Origin of the sequence: Tepidibacillus fermentans, assembly GCF_004342885.1 — a bacterium.
Classification (GTDB): Bacteria; Bacillota; Bacilli; order Tepidibacillales; family Tepidibacillaceae; genus Tepidibacillus; species Tepidibacillus fermentans.
Genome location: NZ_SMAB01000008.1, coordinates 47,884 through 67,096, shown reverse-complemented (window position 1 = coordinate 67,096; position 19,213 = coordinate 47,884). Strand labels below are relative to the sequence as shown.

General features: G+C 36.3%; 16 protein-coding genes. 7 read left to right on the top strand and 9 right to left on the bottom strand.

The window, feature by feature from the left end; genetic code table 11:
- Positions 1-400: 400 nt before the first annotated feature.
- The 3 genes from EDD72_RS06855 to EDD72_RS06845 all read left to right on the top strand — a co-directional run bounded on the left by EDD72_RS06855 (position 401) and on the right by EDD72_RS06845 (position 2,365).
- Positions 401-775 carry a GntR family transcriptional regulator gene (locus EDD72_RS06855; protein ID WP_132768649.1) on the top strand — a complete coding sequence of 125 codons (375 nt, stop codon included), beginning with the start codon at positions 401-403 and terminating at the stop codon, positions 773-775.
- A gap of 2 nt (positions 776-777) precedes the next feature.
- Positions 778-1,647, top strand: a complete 870-nt coding sequence (locus EDD72_RS06850) for an ABC transporter ATP-binding protein (RefSeq protein WP_132768647.1) — start codon at positions 778-780, stop codon at positions 1,645-1,647.
- Positions 1,648-1,720: 73 nt separating this feature from the next.
- On the top strand, positions 1,721-2,365 hold the full coding sequence (locus tag EDD72_RS06845) for an ABC-2 transporter permease (RefSeq protein WP_132768645.1): 645 nt from the start codon (positions 1,721-1,723) through the stop codon (positions 2,363-2,365).
- A gap of 1,007 nt (positions 2,366-3,372) precedes the next feature.
- Here the strand turns inward: EDD72_RS06845 and rlmD are convergent.
- Positions 3,373-4,752 (bottom strand): 23S rRNA (uracil(1939)-C(5))-methyltransferase RlmD, encoded by a 1,380-nt coding sequence (gene rlmD / locus EDD72_RS06840; RefSeq protein ID WP_132768643.1) that lies wholly within the window; start codon positions 4,750-4,752, stop codon positions 3,373-3,375.
- A gap of 226 nt (positions 4,753-4,978) precedes the next feature.
- On the opposite strand from rlmD, the gene EDD72_RS06835 reads away from it, so the two are divergent.
- The 3 genes from EDD72_RS06835 to EDD72_RS06825 all read left to right on the top strand — a co-directional run bounded on the left by EDD72_RS06835 (position 4,979) and on the right by EDD72_RS06825 (position 7,946).
- A complete protein-coding gene (locus EDD72_RS06835; protein ID WP_132768641.1) occupies positions 4,979-6,343 on the top strand; it encodes an alanine/glycine:cation symporter family protein in 1,365 nt (454 codons plus the stop codon).
- Between the two features lie 144 nt (positions 6,344-6,487).
- Complete coding sequence (locus EDD72_RS06830; protein WP_132768639.1) at positions 6,488-7,132, top strand: hypothetical protein; 645 nt, start codon at positions 6,488-6,490, stop codon at positions 7,130-7,132.
- 13 nt (positions 7,133-7,145) lie between these two features.
- Complete coding sequence (locus EDD72_RS06825) at positions 7,146-7,946, top strand: arylamine N-acetyltransferase (RefSeq protein WP_165894994.1); 801 nt, start codon at positions 7,146-7,148, stop codon at positions 7,944-7,946.
- A 165-nt stretch (positions 7,947-8,111) separates the two neighbouring features.
- On the opposite strand, the gene EDD72_RS06820 is transcribed toward EDD72_RS06825, so the two are convergent.
- The 6 genes from EDD72_RS06820 to EDD72_RS06795 form a co-directional block, all read right to left on the bottom strand.
- Entirely contained in the window at positions 8,112-9,410 is a 1,299-nt protein-coding gene (locus tag EDD72_RS06820; protein ID WP_132768634.1) for a (Fe-S)-binding protein, read from the bottom strand.
- Positions 9,407-10,813, bottom strand: coding sequence for an FAD-binding oxidoreductase (locus EDD72_RS06815; RefSeq protein ID WP_132768632.1), 1,407 nt, complete (start codon positions 10,811-10,813; stop codon positions 9,407-9,409). The genes EDD72_RS06820 and EDD72_RS06815 overlap by 4 nt, the downstream gene beginning before the upstream one ends.
- A gap of 63 nt (positions 10,814-10,876) precedes the next feature.
- Positions 10,877-12,142: a nickel pincer cofactor-dependent isomerase, group 22 gene (locus EDD72_RS06810; protein WP_132768630.1), complete on the bottom strand. Its 1,266-nt coding sequence runs from the start codon at positions 12,140-12,142 to the stop codon at positions 10,877-10,879.
- Complete coding sequence (locus tag EDD72_RS06805) at positions 12,126-14,078, bottom strand: TRAP transporter permease (RefSeq protein ID WP_132768628.1); 1,953 nt, start codon at positions 14,076-14,078, stop codon at positions 12,126-12,128. Before EDD72_RS06805 ends, EDD72_RS06810 begins: the two co-directional genes overlap by 17 nt.
- Before the next feature lie 63 nt (positions 14,079-14,141).
- Positions 14,142-15,167, bottom strand: a complete 1,026-nt coding sequence (locus EDD72_RS06800; protein WP_341539468.1) for a TAXI family TRAP transporter solute-binding subunit — start codon at positions 15,165-15,167, stop codon at positions 14,142-14,144.
- 120 nt (positions 15,168-15,287) lie between these two features.
- Positions 15,288-15,983, bottom strand: coding sequence for a FadR/GntR family transcriptional regulator (locus EDD72_RS06795; protein WP_132768624.1), 696 nt, complete (start codon positions 15,981-15,983; stop codon positions 15,288-15,290).
- A gap of 304 nt (positions 15,984-16,287) precedes the next feature.
- On the opposite strand from EDD72_RS06795, the gene EDD72_RS06790 reads away from it, so the two are divergent.
- Positions 16,288-17,607: a dicarboxylate/amino acid:cation symporter gene (locus EDD72_RS06790; protein WP_132768622.1), complete on the top strand. Its 1,320-nt coding sequence runs from the start codon at positions 16,288-16,290 to the stop codon at positions 17,605-17,607.
- Between the two features lie 132 nt (positions 17,608-17,739).
- Here EDD72_RS06790 and trmB read toward each other — a convergent pair whose 3' ends face one another.
- Both trmB and EDD72_RS06780 read right to left on the bottom strand, forming a co-directional pair.
- Positions 17,740-18,387 (bottom strand): tRNA (guanosine(46)-N7)-methyltransferase TrmB, encoded by a 648-nt coding sequence (gene trmB, locus EDD72_RS06785; RefSeq protein ID WP_132768620.1) that lies wholly within the window; start codon positions 18,385-18,387, stop codon positions 17,740-17,742.
- Positions 18,384-19,127 carry a glycerophosphodiester phosphodiesterase gene (locus tag EDD72_RS06780; RefSeq protein ID WP_132768618.1) on the bottom strand — a complete coding sequence of 248 codons (744 nt, stop codon included), beginning with the start codon at positions 19,125-19,127 and terminating at the stop codon, positions 18,384-18,386. Before EDD72_RS06780 ends, trmB begins: the two co-directional genes overlap by 4 nt.
- Positions 19,128-19,213: the final 86 nt, after the last annotated feature.

Below are 19,213 nucleotides of genomic sequence, written 5' to 3'. Positions count from 1 at the left end.
AACTGTTCAATGTTGCTCGTCGGTTATATAAAGACCAGTTGCTTTCATTACCTCACTTATTTTCATCTTTTCTCGCCTCCTAACCCAAGAGTAATTTATTACCCAAGATAAAAGTCAATAATCAAATTCATCATTTCATTTACACTTCTTTAACTTATCAACCTCCTGTTTTTTGCAACACTAAAGACAGAGATTTGGTGAGAATTTGACTTTTTCCCTGCTTTAGTTCTGCAACTCCATAAATTGAAGATGGGTTTTACGAGTAACCATGTAAACTTCAAATTATAAAACCGCACCTTTAAAAAGTGAACATTATCGTAAGATTCTTATTTGAAAATTGACACATTAAAACCAAGTGTATATAATGAATATATACAATTAATACAATTAGGTGTTGCGAATGGATATTATACTTTTAAATACGTCTGATTTGCCAATCTATCAGCAGATAAAAGACCAAATAATTGAGCAAATCATGAAGGGGCAATTGTTGGAAGGAGAACAGCTTCCATCAATAAGAAGTCTTGCCAAAGAATTGAAAATAAGTGTCATTACAACAAAACGGGCATACGAAGAATTAGAAAAAGAAGGATACATTGATACCGTTGTGGGAAAAGGCTCCTTCGTATCCTTGAGAAACAAAAAGATATTAAAACAAAAACAGTTAGAAATGATCCAGAACAAGTTAAAACTTATTGTAAGTGATAGCAAAAAATATGATATTACCCTAGAACAATTAATCGAAATGATTGAAATGTTTTACAAGGAGGACTGAAAATGGAAAACATTTTAGAACTGAATCATGTGAGCAAGGTATACAACGATTTTGCTTTAGATGATTTATGTTTTTCGCTTAAAAGAGGATTCATTATGGGGTTTATTGGGCCCAATGGATCTGGTAAAAGTACAACGATCCGTTGCATTATGGGCCTTGCCCATATCAATAGCGGGGAAATTAGGATGTTTGGCATGAATTATCATGAACATATGAAGGAATTAAAAGAACGGATTGGCTTTGTTTATGATCAGGATGTCTTTTTTGAAGACTTGACGGTCGAAAAAAACAAACAAATTATCTCATCATTTTACAAACAATGGGATGATAATGTGTTCTATCAATATATCAAAAAGTTCGAGGTTCCACTAAAAAAGCCCATTAAATCTTTATCAAAGGGAACAAAAATGAAGTTTGCTTTAGCCATCGCCCTTTCCCATCATGCGGAACTTATCATTATGGATGAACCAACATCAGGTCTTGACCCTATTTTTAGAAAAGAATTGTTAGATATTTTATTGGATATTATCCAAGACGAAAACAAAGCAATCTTTTTCTCTACACACATTACAACAGACCTTGAACAAGTAGCTGACTATATTACGTTCATTCTCGATGGAAAAATTATTTTATCAGAAGAAACAGAGACACTTTTAGATAACTATGTATTGGTTAAAGGACCAAAAAAGCTAAAAGACCAGATCGAACAGCTTCAGCCTATTATGTTGAAAGAAACATCACTTGGATTTGAGGCATTTTTGAAAAGGAATGAAGCGAATCAGTTAGAAACAATAATCGAGTTAAGTTTGGACCGACCTACTTTAGAGGACATTATGTATTACTTGGTAAAATCCCAAAATACGCGTTTATGACGGGATAAGTTCGTTTTTATCAAAAGGTTTAATAATATCAAAAGGTTTAATAAAAGGAAAGGAGAAAAAACCAATGTACCGTTTAATGATAAAAGACATTTACACACAAAGGAAAAGTGCATACGTTGCACCCCTTTTATTAATAGCGTTTTTTATAACAAAAGAGAAAGATATCAATAGTACTGTTCTAATAGAAAATCTCATTTTTAGTTTAAGTATTGCTTACATGGCATTTTTCATGATGATGACTTCGAATTTTAACACAAGGGAAAGTGAAAGAATGCAATATAGACTTTTGCTCAGTTTGCCCATTACAAGAAGGACTGTAATTAATGCTAAATATGCAATGATTAGTGTATGGTGGCTTATTTCATACGTTACGTATATTTTTATAGTAATTTTAAAAGAAATTTTTCATCTCTCTCTTAATCTATCTTTTGATGTAAATGTAACTCTTTTATCGTTTTGTTTTGCCTATCTTTTGGCTTCAATTTTCTATCCTATTCACTTCAAGTTTGGTTATCGAGTATCTAATTTAGTTGGAATTATCATATTTTTCCTTGTTGCGAGTGGTTTTGGAAAATTAATGTCTATTAATACGGAGCCAACATCTATTGTATTAGAGCGTCCAGTCCTTACAGTTGCCATTCTTTCTTTTGTTGTTACGTTATTATCGTATCTAATTTCAGAACGAATTTTTACAAAAAGAGATTTTTAATTAAAATGGAGTTGACTCCTTGCAAAGCTTTTGAAGTATCATTGATATAACTTCTCTTTGTCAAGGGGCAGTAAAATAGACAAGTTTTACAAAAGAGGGAAAAGGTTATGAAACGGAACTATAAAATTATTTTTTTATATGTCATAGGGATCATTCTTACAATAACTGCATTGTTCCAAGCTATTGACAAGAATTATTTAGCATTTTTCCCGTTAGTCTGTGCAATTATTTTTTTCATTAGAGCTTGGCGAATAAAATAATATTGAATAAGGTTGTGTTTTCAACAAAATATTCCATCATATCTATACAAGCCCTTCCTATAATCGAGAGGGCTTGTCACTTTTTGAACAGCGTAAAATCCATTCATAATAAAGTCGCTCACGAATCGCTCATTTTCTCGATTTTTGATTCGATATTTTCTGCCATAACTTTATTATGAACTAAGAATAAAGTTGTGACAGGGAATGAGGAGAAAGGCTTGAGGAACAAGGGTTTTCCTTTTCTCCTCTCTCCTTTCCCATGCCTTTTTGCACAACTTTGTTTTGATTTTTGCTAGAGTTTATTGTGAATGGCAAGAGTTTATTTATGCTCTACAACTTCTGTAAATTCCTAATAAACTCCTTCCTCCCCCCTGCTCCAACCCGCATTCCTACGTCTCCTTTTCTTCCCATTTGAAATAAACTCGTTCGTCCTCCCCCGATTTTTTCGATTTTTTTCTCTGTTTTTTTCCCGCTTTTTTCCTTAAAACGGACCAACTTTATTTCGATTTTTGGAAAAAGAAAAAGGGAAGAACGTGGGCTTTTCTCCCCTCTTGTTTCTCTCTCATATCCCTTTTTCCTTGATATTTCAATGATTCTCCCGCTTTTTCTCTTTATTTTCCTCTCCCTCTTTTTCAAATAAGGAGCGGGAGACAAACGATTTCTTTTTCCAGTAAAATTCATCCAAAGTTCAACTTTATTTTTCTTCATGAACGAGTATGTTTGGAGTGGAACGAGTTTATTTGGTGTTTACCCTGTCAAAACGATCTTCGCCACACTCTCCACATGGCTCGTTTGTGGGAACATATCGATCGGTTGAATATATTCGACTTGATAGCCTCCTTTTAACAGGATCGCCAGATCTTTTCCCAATGTAGAAGGATTGCAAGAAACATAGATGAAGCGCTTTGGTTTCACTTGGAGAATCGTCTCAAGTAATTTGGAATCGAGTCCTGTTCTTGGAGGATCGACAATTAATACATCGATTTGAAAGCCGTTATTCACCCATTTTGGGAGTATTTCTTCTGCTTTTCCTAAGGTGTACTTTACATTGGTGTAACCACCAGCTTCTGCATTCTTTCTCGCATCTTCTATTGCTTCTTTAATAATGTCCATTCCATGAACCTCTTTGGCTGACTTGGCCAACCATAAACCAATGGTACCTACTCCACAATAAGCATCGATAACCACTTCGTTTCCTGTTAATGCAGCGGCTTTTTCTACTTCCGTATAGAGTTTCACCGTTTGTTCTGGGTTAAGTTGGAAGAAGGCTCTTGGTGATAAGGAGAATTCAATCTCATTTAATCTTTCAATGATTCTTTCTTCTCCCCAAAGAATTTTTGTCTTATTGCCAAAAATAATCGATGTCTTTAACGGATTGATATTTTGCATAATACTTTTTAGATAAGGCAGACGGTAGCGCAATTCAAGAATCAGTTCTTTAATCCTTGGAATTTCCTCCGTGGCTGTAATCAGGGTGAGTTGAGCTTCTTCGGTTTCAAAGCCTACCCTTGCCACGAGGTGTTTGATGATCCCTTTTCGTTTTCGTTCATCATAAATAGGGATTCCTAATTCTTGGATCACATCTCTTGCTACTTGGATCATTTCGTTGACTTTAGGATGTTGGATGGGGCAAGAACTAATGTCTACTAATCGGTGACTCCCCATCTCATATAAACCAGTCAATACTTTTCCTTTGATTTCTCGTAAAGGAAGTTGAGCCTTATTACGATAATCCCAAGGATTGTCCATTCCGATCGTTGGCCGAATCTCCACTTCTTTAAGGTTTGCATATTTTTCAACCGCTTCCCGCACTAGTTCTCGCTTTGCATCTAATTGACCTTCATAGTCTAAATGTTGCAGCGTACATCCTCCACATTGTTCGTATACTGAGCAAAGGGGTTTTATTCTTTGTTTTGACCTTTTTTTAATTTTGATCAGTTTCGCTATCACGAAGTTTTTTTCAACCTTTTCTATTTTTGCTACCACAATCTCCGTAGGCAATGCTCCTGGCACAAATAGGACTTGGCGATTTATGTAACCAACTCCTTCACCATTAATCCCAATTTTTTTAATTTCCACTTCAACTACTTGACCAATATGAAACGAAGTTTTTATTTTTTGCTTCATCTTTTTATTGCTCCATTTCGATCATTTTATGTTCATGTTTTAATATTAAGCATCTCTAAATTTAGCACAATTTATTAAACAAATCATCTAAGACACCACTTTTACTTTTACGCTGTAAAACATTTATCTTTTAAAGCTGTTATCTATTTACGAACGAGCAATTTTCAGGTAAACTGAATAAAAAATAATAGTTAAATTTTTCGGAAAATGAAAAGAGGTAAAAGGAATGTTTAATGATTTAATTGGAAAGATTAGTGATTTTGTTTGGGGCCCACCAATGTTGATACTTATCGTTGGTACAGGACTTTTTCTTACAATTCGTTTAAAATTTTTGCAATTTCACCAGCTCCCATACGCATTAAAGCTTGCATTCTCCAAAGATCAAGATCATTCATCAGAGGGAGATATTTCTCACTTTGCTGCCTTAATGACCGCGTTAGCGGCAACTATTGGTACAGGTAATATTGCCGGTGTAGCAACGGCTGTTATTTTTGGTGGGCCAGGTGCCGTTTTTTGGATGTGGATGACTGCCTTATTTGGTATGGCTACCAAATATTCTGAAGCGATTCTTGCAGTCAAATATCGTACCGTAGATGCTAGAGGAGAAATGGCAGGAGGACCCATGTACTACATTGAAAAGGGTCTTGGTTGGAAATGGTTGGGTATCTTATTTGCAATATTTGCTTCTATAGCAGCTTTTGGAATTGGTAATATGGTGCAGTCGAATTCTGTTGCCTATGCTGTAAAAGAATCAATGGGTGTGACTCCTTGGGTAACAGGACTTATACTTGCTCTTTTTACTGGCTTTGTCTTACTCGGCGGAATACAAAGTATTGGTAAAGTAAGCTCTTTTTTAGTTCCAGTAATGGCTTTATTCTATGTAGCTGGTGGCATCATTATCATTCTCATGAATTTAGATAAAGTCCCAGAAACTTTAATTCTTATCTTTGGTAATGCTTTTTCTGGTAAGGCTGCTGCCGGTGGAGCTTTAGGTACAGTTATCCGCTACGGGGTAGCAAGGGGGGTATTTTCAAACGAAGCTGGTCTCGGATCTGCACCAATTGCTGCTGCTGCAGCCAAAACAGATATGCCTGGGCGTCAAGCTCTTGTATCGATGACAGGTACATTCTTAGATACGATTGTTGTAGCTTCCATTACTGGTTTAGTCTTAGTGATGAGTGGCCTCTATTCTGGCGTAGATCTTAAGAATCCTCAAGCCGCCGAAATAACGGTTAGAGCGTTTGAAATGTTCTTACCTCATATTGGTCAATGGATTGTTTCCATCGGAATTATTCTTTTTGCTTATTCTACGATTATAGGTTGGGCATATTATGGTGAAAAAAGTTTCGAATACCTTTTTGGTACCAAATCAATCTTTTTCTATCGTTTAATATTTACCATTGCTGTCTTTGTTGGTACTACTATTGAATTAAATACGGTTTGGGATATTGCTGATGTCATGAATGGAATGATGGCGATTCCTAACTTAATTGGTCTTATTGGTTTAAGTGGAGTGATTGTCGCCGAAACGAAACGATTCCAAGAACAACGAAGAATCGAAAGGCAAAAACAGAACTCAATCTTGGGTTAACCCCCTTTTTCTGAGTGCTTCCAATTTGGGGGCACTCTTTTTTTATTAAACCATTTTGCGCCTAACATGTCATAATCGTGGGAGTTCTGCTATAATATTTTGAAAGAAAATAAAAAGATCTGTTATTGGAAATGAGGTTTGACGATGGATATAAAGGCAATGGAACAACGCATGAAAGAAAAGTCTAATTATTCGAATTTGGAACTAAACCAACTATGGAAACAAACACTTCAAGGTAATCAAGATGCATTTATGAACCTAAAATACTATTATATGAATCTACTATATCGAATAAAGCCCTTATATCAGCATGTAGATGACAGTACTTTTTTTCATTCTTTAGATAAAGCGGTAACGAAAGCATTGGAACGTGGTATAAAATTCCAGATCGAAGATTACCATTCTTATATGCCAGTTGCCAGTGAAACCTATTTCAAATCATTTTTCAATCCAGAGTCTGATTCTTTGCACGTCCCTTCTAACCTCCTACGTTCATTCTCACGGTTAGAAGATATCTTTCATCATATACCCGAATTAAAAGAAAAAGATGAACAAACCCAAATTCAGTTAATATCAAAAGGGTTTGAATACCCACTTTTTGAAACAAGACTTTTGTATTATAGCTATCTAAAATGGAAACAGAATCAATTACGGCAGGTAGACATTGATCTTACAGTAACTTTATTACCTGGGCCACAACGAGTGGAATGGGAAATTTTTTATGAAAAGCAATTAAAAGATATTGAAGATACAATTAAACAAGAAATGAAAAATGGAGAGGTCTCTTAGGGAGGAATCACCATTGACAATACTACCACAATGGGTTTATTCATACTTACAATATTTACAATTACCTGTCCAACAACCAACATATTCTTATTTACATGCAATCTACCAATCCCATTTAAGACGGATACCCTTTGAGAATATAACGAAAATCATTCAATATCCTAAAGTATTACAAGAGCAACAATGGGTTCCACCAGTTGAAACTTTTGTTGATCGACTCTATCAATGGAAATCTGGTGGCAATTGTTTTTATCAAACCTACAGTTTAGAACAACTTCTTGATCAATTAGGGTTTCAGACGTCGTTTCGTTTCTTTGATCCAAACCATGTTGTGATTCAAGTCGATTTAGATCAATCATATCTCATTGATGTAGGATTTAATTATCCTTTTCTCAGGCCCTATCGCTTGAACGAACCTTATCAGCAAACTTACTTAGGGGATGAAGTGATTTATGATTATGACCCTACGATTGAACGTTGGAGACTGACGAGAAAAATGTTTGGTGAGATCACACAAAAAAAGGTATTATATCCTGAACCTCTTACTTGGGAAGAAATCATCCCTTTTCTCGAAAAATCCTATGATCAAAAAAATCGCTTCATGCAAAATCTATATCTGAACAAAATAGAAGAAAAACGCCATATTACATTGAAAAATAAAACTTTCATTGAGAGAACGCCCTCAGGGATTGAAGAAATAGAACTGGATGATCGAGATATCGATCATATTCTTAAAGAAGAATTTCAGAGTCCAAATCTTCCTTGGTGGCAAGCAGTTCACATCTTACAGTCAATGTTAAATGTAAAATGGTAGCAAAATAGGTTTGTATATTCCAACGCTCTTATGGAATATACAAACCCACATTTCCGTGTTCTTGGCTTGTATGTTCTATAAGCTGATTCTTTAGAGCGAGCTTTCCCACCGACCTTATTTACGGAAAGCCGTAAGGTTAGGAGCAGCGTTAGAACGTACAAGCCACTATTCAATCCCTGCAGATTCAGCAAGCAGCTCTACTAAATGGACCGCACGAACTTTCCCTTTTAATCCTTCATTTAAAATTCCTTTTTGCATCTGGATTAAACAGCCTGGATTCGTTGTGATTATTGTAGTAGCATGTGTATCTATTACCGTGTCCATTTTTAATGAAAGAATTTTCATCGATTCTTCATAATGAATCAGATTATAGATTCCTCCTGAACCACAGCACATATTGGGTCTTTCCATTTCTACCAATTTTAAGCCTGGAATTGATTGGATTAACTGTAAAGGCTCATCTTTTACTTTCTGTACATTGGTCATATGACAAGACCTCTGATAGGTTACAGTTTCATTGATTGGATATTGTAATGGTAAATTCCCTGCTTCTACTAAGATTTGACTAATATCTCGTACTTTTGAGACAAACACTTTCGCTTTTTCTTTATAATCAGGGTCATTTTCTAATAAATGGTCATATTCGACTAAGGCTGCTCCACAACCTCCGGCATTATTCACAATGTAGTCCACATCAAGTTGGGAAAAAACATCAATATTCTGTTTTGCCAATTCTATTGCCTGATTATGCTCGCCAGAGTGAGCATGTAAAGCTCCACAACAGGTTTGTTTTTTAGGAATAATCACTTCTACTCCTGCTAATTTTAATAATTCGATCGTGTAACGATTAATTCGTTGGTAAATCCCTTCCATGACACATCCTTGAAAGAAGGCTACCTTTAACTTTGGTTTTTGCTCTGGTAAGATATGTTTTCCTACCATTTTTCTTTCCTTGATCGATGGCAATGGTGGAAGCGTTCTTTCGAATTCGCCTAAATGATTGGGAAATCGGTCTAATATTTGGGTTTTTTGCAACACCTTTTGCAGTCCCGATTTTTGATAAAGCCAAATCAAATTACCCAATGAGACCATCACTTTTTGTTTAGGAAATACCTTTTTAAATAAGACATTTCGAATCATTTTTACTGTTGGTGAATATTTCTTGTGTTTGGCCAGAGCATTTTTAGCGGCTTCATGAATTTTTCCATATTGAACTCCTGTTGGACAGGCCGTCTCACAAGCACGACAACCCACACATAGCTCAAGCGGTTCCATAATTTGGCTAATATTTTCAATTCGTCCCTCTGCCACCATTTTGACAAGATTAATTCTACCCCGTGGAGATTGAGTTTCTCTTTCCATCGTCATGTATGTGGGACAAACCGGTAAACAATACCCACATTGAACACAGGCATTGGTTAAATCATAACGCAACTCTTTCTGCAATTCAGTAAGTGGAATCATTCACTTAACACCAACTTTTGTCCAGGTTCAGGAAAAATCTTACCTGGATTAAGAATGTTGTTGGGATCCCATGCTTCTTTAATCCGTTTCATCATCACTAAACCGACTTCACCTAATTCCATTTCCATAAAGGGAGCCTTCATGGTTCCAATACCATGTTCACCTGAGAGTGTTCCCCCAAGTTCAATTGTGGCACGAAAGATTTCTTCTACGGCTTTTTCTACCCGTTTCATTTCTTCTTTATCTAATTTATTCGTAATAATATTGGGATGAAGATTCCCATCACCAGCATGGCCAAAAATCACAAGATGAAGCTGATATTTTTCTTTAATTTCTTTTAACCGTTTAAACATCTCTGGAATTTTGCTTCTTGGAACCGTTGCATCTTCAGAAATTTTGGTTGGTTTAATTTTTACAATTGCTGGAGAAACCAGTTTTCTCGCCCGCCATAGTTCTTCACGTTCTTCTTTGGTCGTGGCGATTTTCACTTCTCTCGCTCCAAGCCCTATGCAAATTGCTTTTACTTTTTCAATTTCATCTTTCGCTGCTAAAGGGTGCCCGTCTACTTCTACAAGGAGAATCGCTTCAGCGTCACGGGGAAGGCCTACAGGTTCATAGTCTTCAACAGCTTGAATGGATGCCTGATCCATTAATTCTAATTTGGAAGGTAAAATACCACTTGTTAATATTTTCGAAATCGCTCGACCTGAATCGACAATATCGTCAAAAATGACCATCGCTGTTTCTGTCGCTGGTGGTTTGGGGATTAATCGTAGGATGGCTTCGGTGATAATCCCAAGTGTACCTTCTGAACCAACAATCAGCTTGGTTAAATCGTACCCCGTAACGTTTTTCACCGTTTTCCCACCTGTACGAATCACTTTCCCTTCAGGGGTTACTACTTCAAGTCCAATTACATAATCTTTGGTTACTCCATATTTTAATCCCTTTGGGCCACCCGAATTTTCCGCTAAGTTACCGCCAATTGTTGAGACATTGGAACTGCTGGGATCAGGCGGGTACATCAAACCATATTGTTCGGCCGCTTTATGAATATCTGCTGTTAAGACTCCAGGGGAGACGATTGCCACTAAATTATCAGGATCGATAATCAGGGTTTGGTTCATTTTCGATAAATCAAGAACAAGCCCCCCTTTGACTGGCAAAGACCCACCGCTTAAACCCGTTGCTTGTCCTCGAGGGTAAATAGGGAACTTCTCTTGATTGGCTAATTGGACGAGACGAACAATTTCCTCTGTACTTTTCGGCTGAACAACGATATCTGGTAAATACGTGCCAAAAGAAGCATCATAAGAATAACTATATAAGTCGGAAATATCGGTCATGACTCTTTTCGGATCGGGTATTAATCTCTTGATCTCCTCTATTACTCTATTTTCCATTATTATCCCCTCCCAAAATTGCCTTGCATAAAGACATTCCTCACCACTGCTTACTCTTTACTTTTAATTTAAGATGATCGAATTCGTTTCGTCGAACTTTATACTTAGGGGACCTTCCAGTAATTCAATATTTCTTTCTCCTTTCAAAGTTTGAAATATTGCTTCCGAAACCCATAATTCATCAATTTGTAAGGTATTTTTTATAATGACGATTTTTAAAAATGATAAATCATCTCGTTTAAATACTTTTGCAATCCCTTCAAATAATGTCTTATCATCCGGGAAAGTCATAGGTATTGCAGCTCTAGTAACAAAACCGCTTGTCATGCAATTTAGATAGGTTGCCTGTTTATCGATTTTTCTCACTAACTTTTCTGTTGTAAAATCAGCTAAACCAATACCAGTTGCATTCCCATGAGATTCTTCAGATAAATCTAAAACAGCAAGATAGCGGATATTCGTATGAGTAGGTTCTGGTACTCCTTCGATCCGAAGTCTACCAATGACATTCGTATCCATTCCTGTACCGCTATAGTTCTTGCCCATCTGTAAAATAATGGCTAAATCAATATCTTTTACTGGAAGTTTAGGCATATAGGATTTTGCTATTTGTAACAGTTTCTTTTCTTCTTTTAAAATCTCATTTTTAGATAAACCTTTTATCATTGCTGTTTCTTCGAACGCATTTTCTATAATCCCAATACCCCCAATAATCGGGGCTAATTCTATCATCTTTTTGGCAATCGAAGGAATGGACTTAGCAAGATACTCCGCACCCAATGAATGAACCATTGATGCTCCCTTTGCTCTTCCCATCCCTACTGCCATCATCTTGAGTAATCCACTTTCATATGTTCCTGTAAAAGAAGTATGGGCTTTTATTCGATTAACGACAAGTATTCCGTCTGCTTTTACTGCTTCTTTGGCTATATATACAGGTAGCCCTGTTATCTCCTGATCTGTATTTCCAAGTTGAACTACCTCTGAAGAGGAGATAACTGGACATTTCATCACGTCTTCTGTAATACCAAGACTTTCTAATATACTTTTTTGCCCTTCACTTGTACCTCCGCCATGACTACCCATTGCAGAAAAAAGGAAAGGGTGATACCCCATCCCCTTTAATTTTGTAACGATCGTTTTTAAAATGATGACAATATTGGATATCCCTCTACTACCAGCAGGAATTGCAATGCTTGATCCTACTGGTAGTTGACTTTGATTCATCACATAGTCTACTTCTTTAATAATCGTTTCTTCAATATCCTTTACAATAGGTTGATTGGCAAAAGTCTGTTTGATTTTGTATATCTTAGGCCAAGTATTCATGATTGGCACCTCTATTGATATCTTTTTGTTTCTTTATCTGGATAAATAAAGCAATAGCGAGTAACCCAATTCCAATAGCATCAGTAATCATCCCAGGTTTAATCATAAAAATCGCTGCTAAGAAGAATAGAATTCTTTCCAGCCAATTTAAAGATGTACGATAGTAATTTAGAACAGCAACGGCAAGAGCAAATACTCCGATTATTCCAGTAATAGCTGCCAAGATAACTTTATCAAACGGAACAGGACTTCCATCTGGCGTTTGCATCAAAATGACAGGATTATAAGCAAACATAAACGGGATAATAAAGCCTGCAACTGTTAATTTTAATCCTGTCCATCCTGTTTTCATCGGGTCGGCTCCTGCAATTCCTCCAGCCGTATAAGATGCTAATGCGACAGGAGGTGTAACATTAGATAATACGCCAAACCAAAAGACGAAAAAATGTGCTGCAAGGGGATGAATACCTGCTTTTATTAATGCGGGTGCTGCTGTAACCGCAACCACAATATATAAAGCAGTTGAAGGTAATCCTAAACTTAAAACGATCGCCGTTAACATAACTAATACTAAAGCAACCGATACTTGGCCAAAGGAAATTTTTAAGATGTTATAAGCAAGTACAGATCCTACTCCTGTCATACCCACTACACCGACGATAATTCCAGTTGCAGCTGTTGCAATACCAACTTGTATAGCGCCTCTTCCAGCCTCTTCAAAAGCTTTTAAAATTTTCTTCGGGCCAATCCTTGTATCTTTATGAAACCAACTTACTAAAATGGTGGAAATAATTCCAGCAAAACCAGCAAATAGCGGGGTTCTTCCTTCTATAAGTGTCCATACGATCACAACAATTGGTAATAATAGTAACCCCCGTTTTTTTAAAACATCCCAAACTCTTGGTAATGTTTCATCACTTAATCCGCTAAGACCCAAACGTTTAGCTTCTATATCCACCATAATGATTACCCCTGCATAATAAAGCAAGGCCGGAATCACAGCAGCCAACATTACTGTTGAATAAGGAACACCTACAAAACCTGCCATAATAAAAGCGGCAGCACCCATGATTGGTGGCATCATCATCCCGCCAGTAGAAGACGCAGCTTCTACTGCACCAGCAAAATGTGGTGCATAACCGATCTTTTTCATTAAGGGAATCGTAAATGTACCTGTAGTAGCTACATTTGCTACAGCACTTCCACTTAATGTCCCCATCATCGCGCTAGAAAGAATAGCTACCTGAGCAGGGCCACCACGTCTCTTACCTGCTATCGCTAAGGCTAAATCATTAAATAAATCAGCGGCACCACTAGCACTAAGAAAGGCACCAAATAAAATAAATAAGAAGATGTAAGTAGATGATATAGAAATCGTTATTCCTAACAATCCTTCTGTTGTCATATACATACGGTAAAGTAAACGTTCTGTTGTAAAGTTTTGATGAGCAAACATTCCTAAAAAGGAAAATTCACCAAATCTAGCATAGAGTAAAAATATGATACCAAGAATGGGTATAAACCAACCAATCGTCCTTTTTCCAGCAATTAGGGTAAGGACAATTGCTAATCCCGCCACAACATAATCTAGTAAATTGGCTTGCCCACCTCGGACAACAAAGATATCTTTATAAAAGATAACGATATATAAACCTACGATAACCCCGCCAATAGCTAGAAGAATATCCCATAGGCTAAATTTATGGATATTCGATTTCTTATTTCTTGGATATAGCAAAAAGGATAAAACCAATAAAAATCCTAAGTGAATCGCATTTCGGTGAATTTCTTGAATTGTACCAATACTATTGGCATAGATCTGAAAGATAGAAAAAAGAACGGCAATCACTGCAACGATTTTCCCTTGAAATCCAGTCAATTGACGCTGAAAATTTAATGCTTCCTGTTTTTCTTTTCCCGTCTTTTTAGATTCCATTTATCTATGTCCTCCTAAATAAAGATGGTGATAGGGTGGTTTATGCCACCCTTTAATTTTCGTTTATTTAGCTTCTGGCGGTATTAGGTATTCTGGAATCTTGAGTCCTTTTTCTTTAAAATATTTATATGCCCCGATGTGTAATGGTACAGGCAAACCATTTAAGGCCGTTTCCAACTTAATATTCTTAGCACTGTTATGCACAGAGTACATATAATCTAAATTTTCAAATAAAGTCTTCGTTAAATCGTAAACTAATTTTTCATCTACTGTATTGGCTACACCTAACCAGTTAGGTTGAGCAATTGTTTTAATCTCTTCTTTTTGACCTGGATAGGTTCCAACAGGAATGACGAAACGGAACCAAGTATTATACAACTTGTTAATACTTGCTAATTGTTCATCTGTGAACTCAAGTACCTTGACACCGGCTTTACTTGCATATAAATCAGTAACTGCTGCTACGGGAATACCTGCTGGCATTGATGCACCACTTATTCTACCATCTTTTATAGCTTCAGCTGAATCATTATAACCAAGATAATCAGGTTTAATATCTGCTTTTGAAAGGCCGACTCCTTCAAAGATAACCATTGTGGATTGTTCTGTTCCACTTGCTTGCGGTCCCACGGAAAAATTCGATCCCTTTAAATCGAGAATGTTTCCTGTTTTAGCTAGATTTTCTTTTAAAACAAAATGTTCAACATTTGGCCAAAGCATGGAAATTGAACGCAATCCATCATATTTTTTCCCTTCAAAGATACCTTTTCCTTGGTAAGCCATAGAACCAATTAGTCCCTGAAAAATCGCCAGTTGTGCTTCCCCATTTCTTAATAGTTCAATGTTTTCTACTGAACCTGCCGAGGATTGGGCACTTGCATTAACCCCTTTCAACTTTTCTGTCCATAAGGTCGCCATGCCTACTCCAATTGGATAATAGGTTCCACCTGTTGAAGCGGTAGCAATATTAATAAATTTTACACCGTCCCCACTATTACCTGAAGTGGATGATGATGAACATCCTATCAGACTAACCATCATACTGATCATTACGATCATTGCTATAATTTTCAACCCTTTTTTCCTCATCATTCTCCCTCTCTTTTATTTTAATTTGGCATTAGAATAATAAGCTTAAAATTTCCTCTAATAAAATTGAATGAATAAAAAAGTCACCACCTTCTTAAAACTTTTATTTATCCCTCCCCTTTAATTAAACCTCGACTTCACATGTTCTAAATGGTCCCACATCTTTTTACTAGCAAGATTTGGATCTTTTGCGACAATCGCATCATATATCTCTTTATGTTCATTTAAAATTTGTTGACTTCTACCTGGTATTTTTAAAGACTCCCCCCTGCTTTTGTTTAGTCCTAGGATAAAATAATCTGCAATAAGATAAATCATTTGCATTAGCATTTGATTTTTACTGGCTTGAACAACAGCACGATGAAATTCGTAATCTTCTTTTGCCGCAATTTTATTTTCTATTACAGCTTTTTCTAGTTTTGTAAGCGCTTTCTTTATCTTTGTCAAATCTTCTAAAGTGGCTCTTTTAGCAGCTAAATAAGCAGCTTGTGATTCAATCCCTTGTCTTACTTCTAATACTTCTACCAATTGTATTCCATCATCAAACAGTAGAATGTTCATCTTATTTAATAGTTGATGAATTTGACCTTCAACTAAAAAAACCCCTATTCCTGTTTTAATTTCCACCATTCCATAGTATTCCATAACACTAAGGGCTTCTCTAACTGCAGAACGAGACACTTGTAGTAATTTGGCCATTTCTCTTTCTGAAGGCAATTTATCTCCGGGCTTTAATTGCCCAGATTCAACGGAAGATTTTATTCGTTCAATAACAATTTGATAAACTCTTTTCTTTTTAATCGGTTCAAAAATCATAAAAACTCTCCTAAGAAAATCTAGTTTCTTCCCTCGCTATTATCGGATCAACCATTAGGTGTCCTGACCACCTAACCTTTACATTTTTATTATATATTCTGAAAATTAATTTACGCAATATTTTTTTAAGTATTTCAATAATTATGTTATTTTATGAATATTATTTATTTTTGAATAACAATAAAATATATATAATTCATATAATTTACATGTACAAAACAAGAACCTATGTATTATAATACTATTAGAAAGAGAGAAAATTTTTTAAATTTTACGCCTAATATTGAAAAGTGGGAGAGTAAGTATGGAACAAACAAAAAAGAAAAAAATTTATCACAGTCTTTATTTTCGCGTTTTAGTCGCTATCCTCATCGGAATACTCCTTGGTTTCTTCTATCCTGAGGTAGCGGTGAAAATGAAGCCATTAGGTGATGGATTCATTAAATTGATCAAAATGTTGATTGCTCCAATTATTTTCTCTACCGTTGTTGTGGGAATTGCCAATATGGGAGATATGAAAAAGGTAGGGCGTGTCGGACTAAAAGCATTGATCTATTTTGAAGTGGTTACTACTATTGCACTTTTCATAGGATTAATCGTTGTGAAAATTTATCAACCAGGTGCTGGAATCAATGCCGATGTTTCAACAATGGATGCTTCGGCAATCGCAAGTTACACGAATGCAGCGAAACATTTAAGTACAACCGAATTCCTAATGAATATCATTCCTTCAAATGTTGTGGGTGCTTTTGCTGAAGGAGAGATTTTACAGGTCTTATTATTTTCGATCTTGCTCGGGCTTTCTTTATCTGCAATGGGAGAAAAAGCAAAACCTTTGGTCAAAATCATCGACCAATTCTCCCATGGATTATTTGGTATTGTCGGTATGATTATGAAATTAGCTCCTTTAGGCGCCTTTGGTGCGATGTCCTTTACGATTGGAAAATATGGAATTCATACTCTCTTGTCCCTTGGTAAATTAATGGCAGGGGTTTATACAACAAGTGCATTATTTGTATTTGTCGTTCTTGGTCTAATTGCCAAAATGAATGGTTTTAGCATCTGGAAGTACTTAAAATATATTAAAGAAGAAATCTTTATCGTTCTAGGAACTTCATCTTCTGAATCAGTTCTTCCGCGAATGATGACCAAGATGGAGGAACTTGGTGCTTCCAAATCTGTTGTCGGTATGGTGATTCCAACGGGTTATTCCTTCAACCTTGATGGAACATCAATTTATCTAACCATGGCTGCAATCTTCATCGCACAAGCAACCAATACACCATTAACACTTGGTCAAGAATTAACGATCTTAGCTGTACTCATGTTAACATCAAAAGGAGCTGCAGCAGTTACTGGCGGCGGATTCATTACACTTGCTGCTACATTATCTAGTATTCATACATTACCTGTTGCCGCATTAACACTGCTCCTAGGTGTTGATCGCTTTATGTCAGAAGCTCGTGCGATCACCAATTTAATCGGTAATGGTGTCGCTACCATTGTTGTTGCAAAATGGGAAAAAGAATTTGACGAAAATCGAGCAAAAAAAATCTTAAATGGTGAAAAATTACCATCCATTATTGCATCGGTCAGTGATCCACAGAATCTTACAACGAAATAGTTTGCGGTAAAAATAGGCTTGTATGTTTTAACGCTGCTCCGATCCCTCGCGGCTTTCCATGAATAAACAGTAAGTGGGAAAGCTCGCTCACGAAAGTCGCAGCTTATAGAATCATACAAGCCAGTTTCTTAACTAGATCAATGTCGCCTCGAGTCGATAGATGGGTTTGCCTTGTTCAAGGAATTTCAGCTCATATTCAGTTTGCACATGTTTTTCTAGATTTTCTTCATTCCGATATAAGTTTAGCGAGATATCATGCAATTGGTAGAACGGATGAAGACTCAACTCATTTAATGAAAATTCAAAAAGAATTTCATTGTCGGTTTTCAAATGAATCGAGCCATTTTTTTGTAAAATTTGTTGATACATATTTAAATAATTTTGATGGGTTAACCGGCGTTTTGCATGCCGATTTTTTGGCCACGGATCAACAAAATTCAAATAAATTCTTGCGATTTCATCATCTGAAAAGAAATCCAATACAAAATTGGCGTTCCCTAAGATAAACCGAATGTTCTTTAATTCTAAGGCTACTGCTTTACGTACCGCTTGAACCAGTACTTCTTGTTTTTGTTCGAGCGCGATATAATTGATCTCTGGATTTTGCTTCGCAAGTGTCGTGATAAAATTACCCCTTCCCGTTCCAAACTCGACATGAATGGGATAATCATTTCCAAATAATGTCCTCCATTTTCCTTTCCATTCCCTTGGTTCTTTTACAGAATAAGATGTATACTGAAAAATTTCATCTTTTACCCAAGGTTTTTTGCGTAGTCTCATGCTTCTCCTCCTAATTCACGAATGAACAAAATCAATCGGTCTGGCACATTCGTCATGATACCTTCGACTCCCATTTGAATTAAATTCTTCATCTCTTCCTTGTCATCAACAGTAAAAGGATAGACCGTGAATCCCATTTGATGGGCATAATCAACGATCTCTTTCGACAAGGATTTTTTATATGGATGCAAACTACTTGCGCCAATCATTCGCGCATAGTTCCATGGTTCAAATAGGTTTGTCATATAAAGGATTGCCGTTTTGATGTAAGGGGCGATTTGATGGATTTTTAATAAAGAATAATGATTAAAACTAGAAACAACAACACGGGAAAGCAAATCATATTCTTTTATTTTTCCAATTAACTTTTCTTCGATTCCCGGGTACATAAAGTAGCCATTTTTGATCTCAACATTTACCCATATATCGGTTGATTTGATCAAAGTAAAAAATTCATCGATCATCGGTATTTTTTCGTTCTGGTAAACAGAGGAAAACCAACTTCCTGCATCAAGTTTTCTAAGTTCGTTTAACGTATAATCTTTTACAAATCCACTCCCATTTGTCGTTCGATTTACACGCTCATCATGGATGAGAACGAGATGACCATCTTTTGTCATTTGAACATCAGTCTCTATGGCATCTGCCCCAATGTGAATCGCCCTTTGAAAAGCAATCATTGTATTTTCTGGACTAATGGCTGAAGCTCCACGATGTGCAATGACTTGAATCCTTCTCATGGCCCAAAGCTCCTATCTATGATTGAATGGTATCATAACCCTATACTCATACTATAGTATAGTATGATTGTTCTTCTATGGGAAGG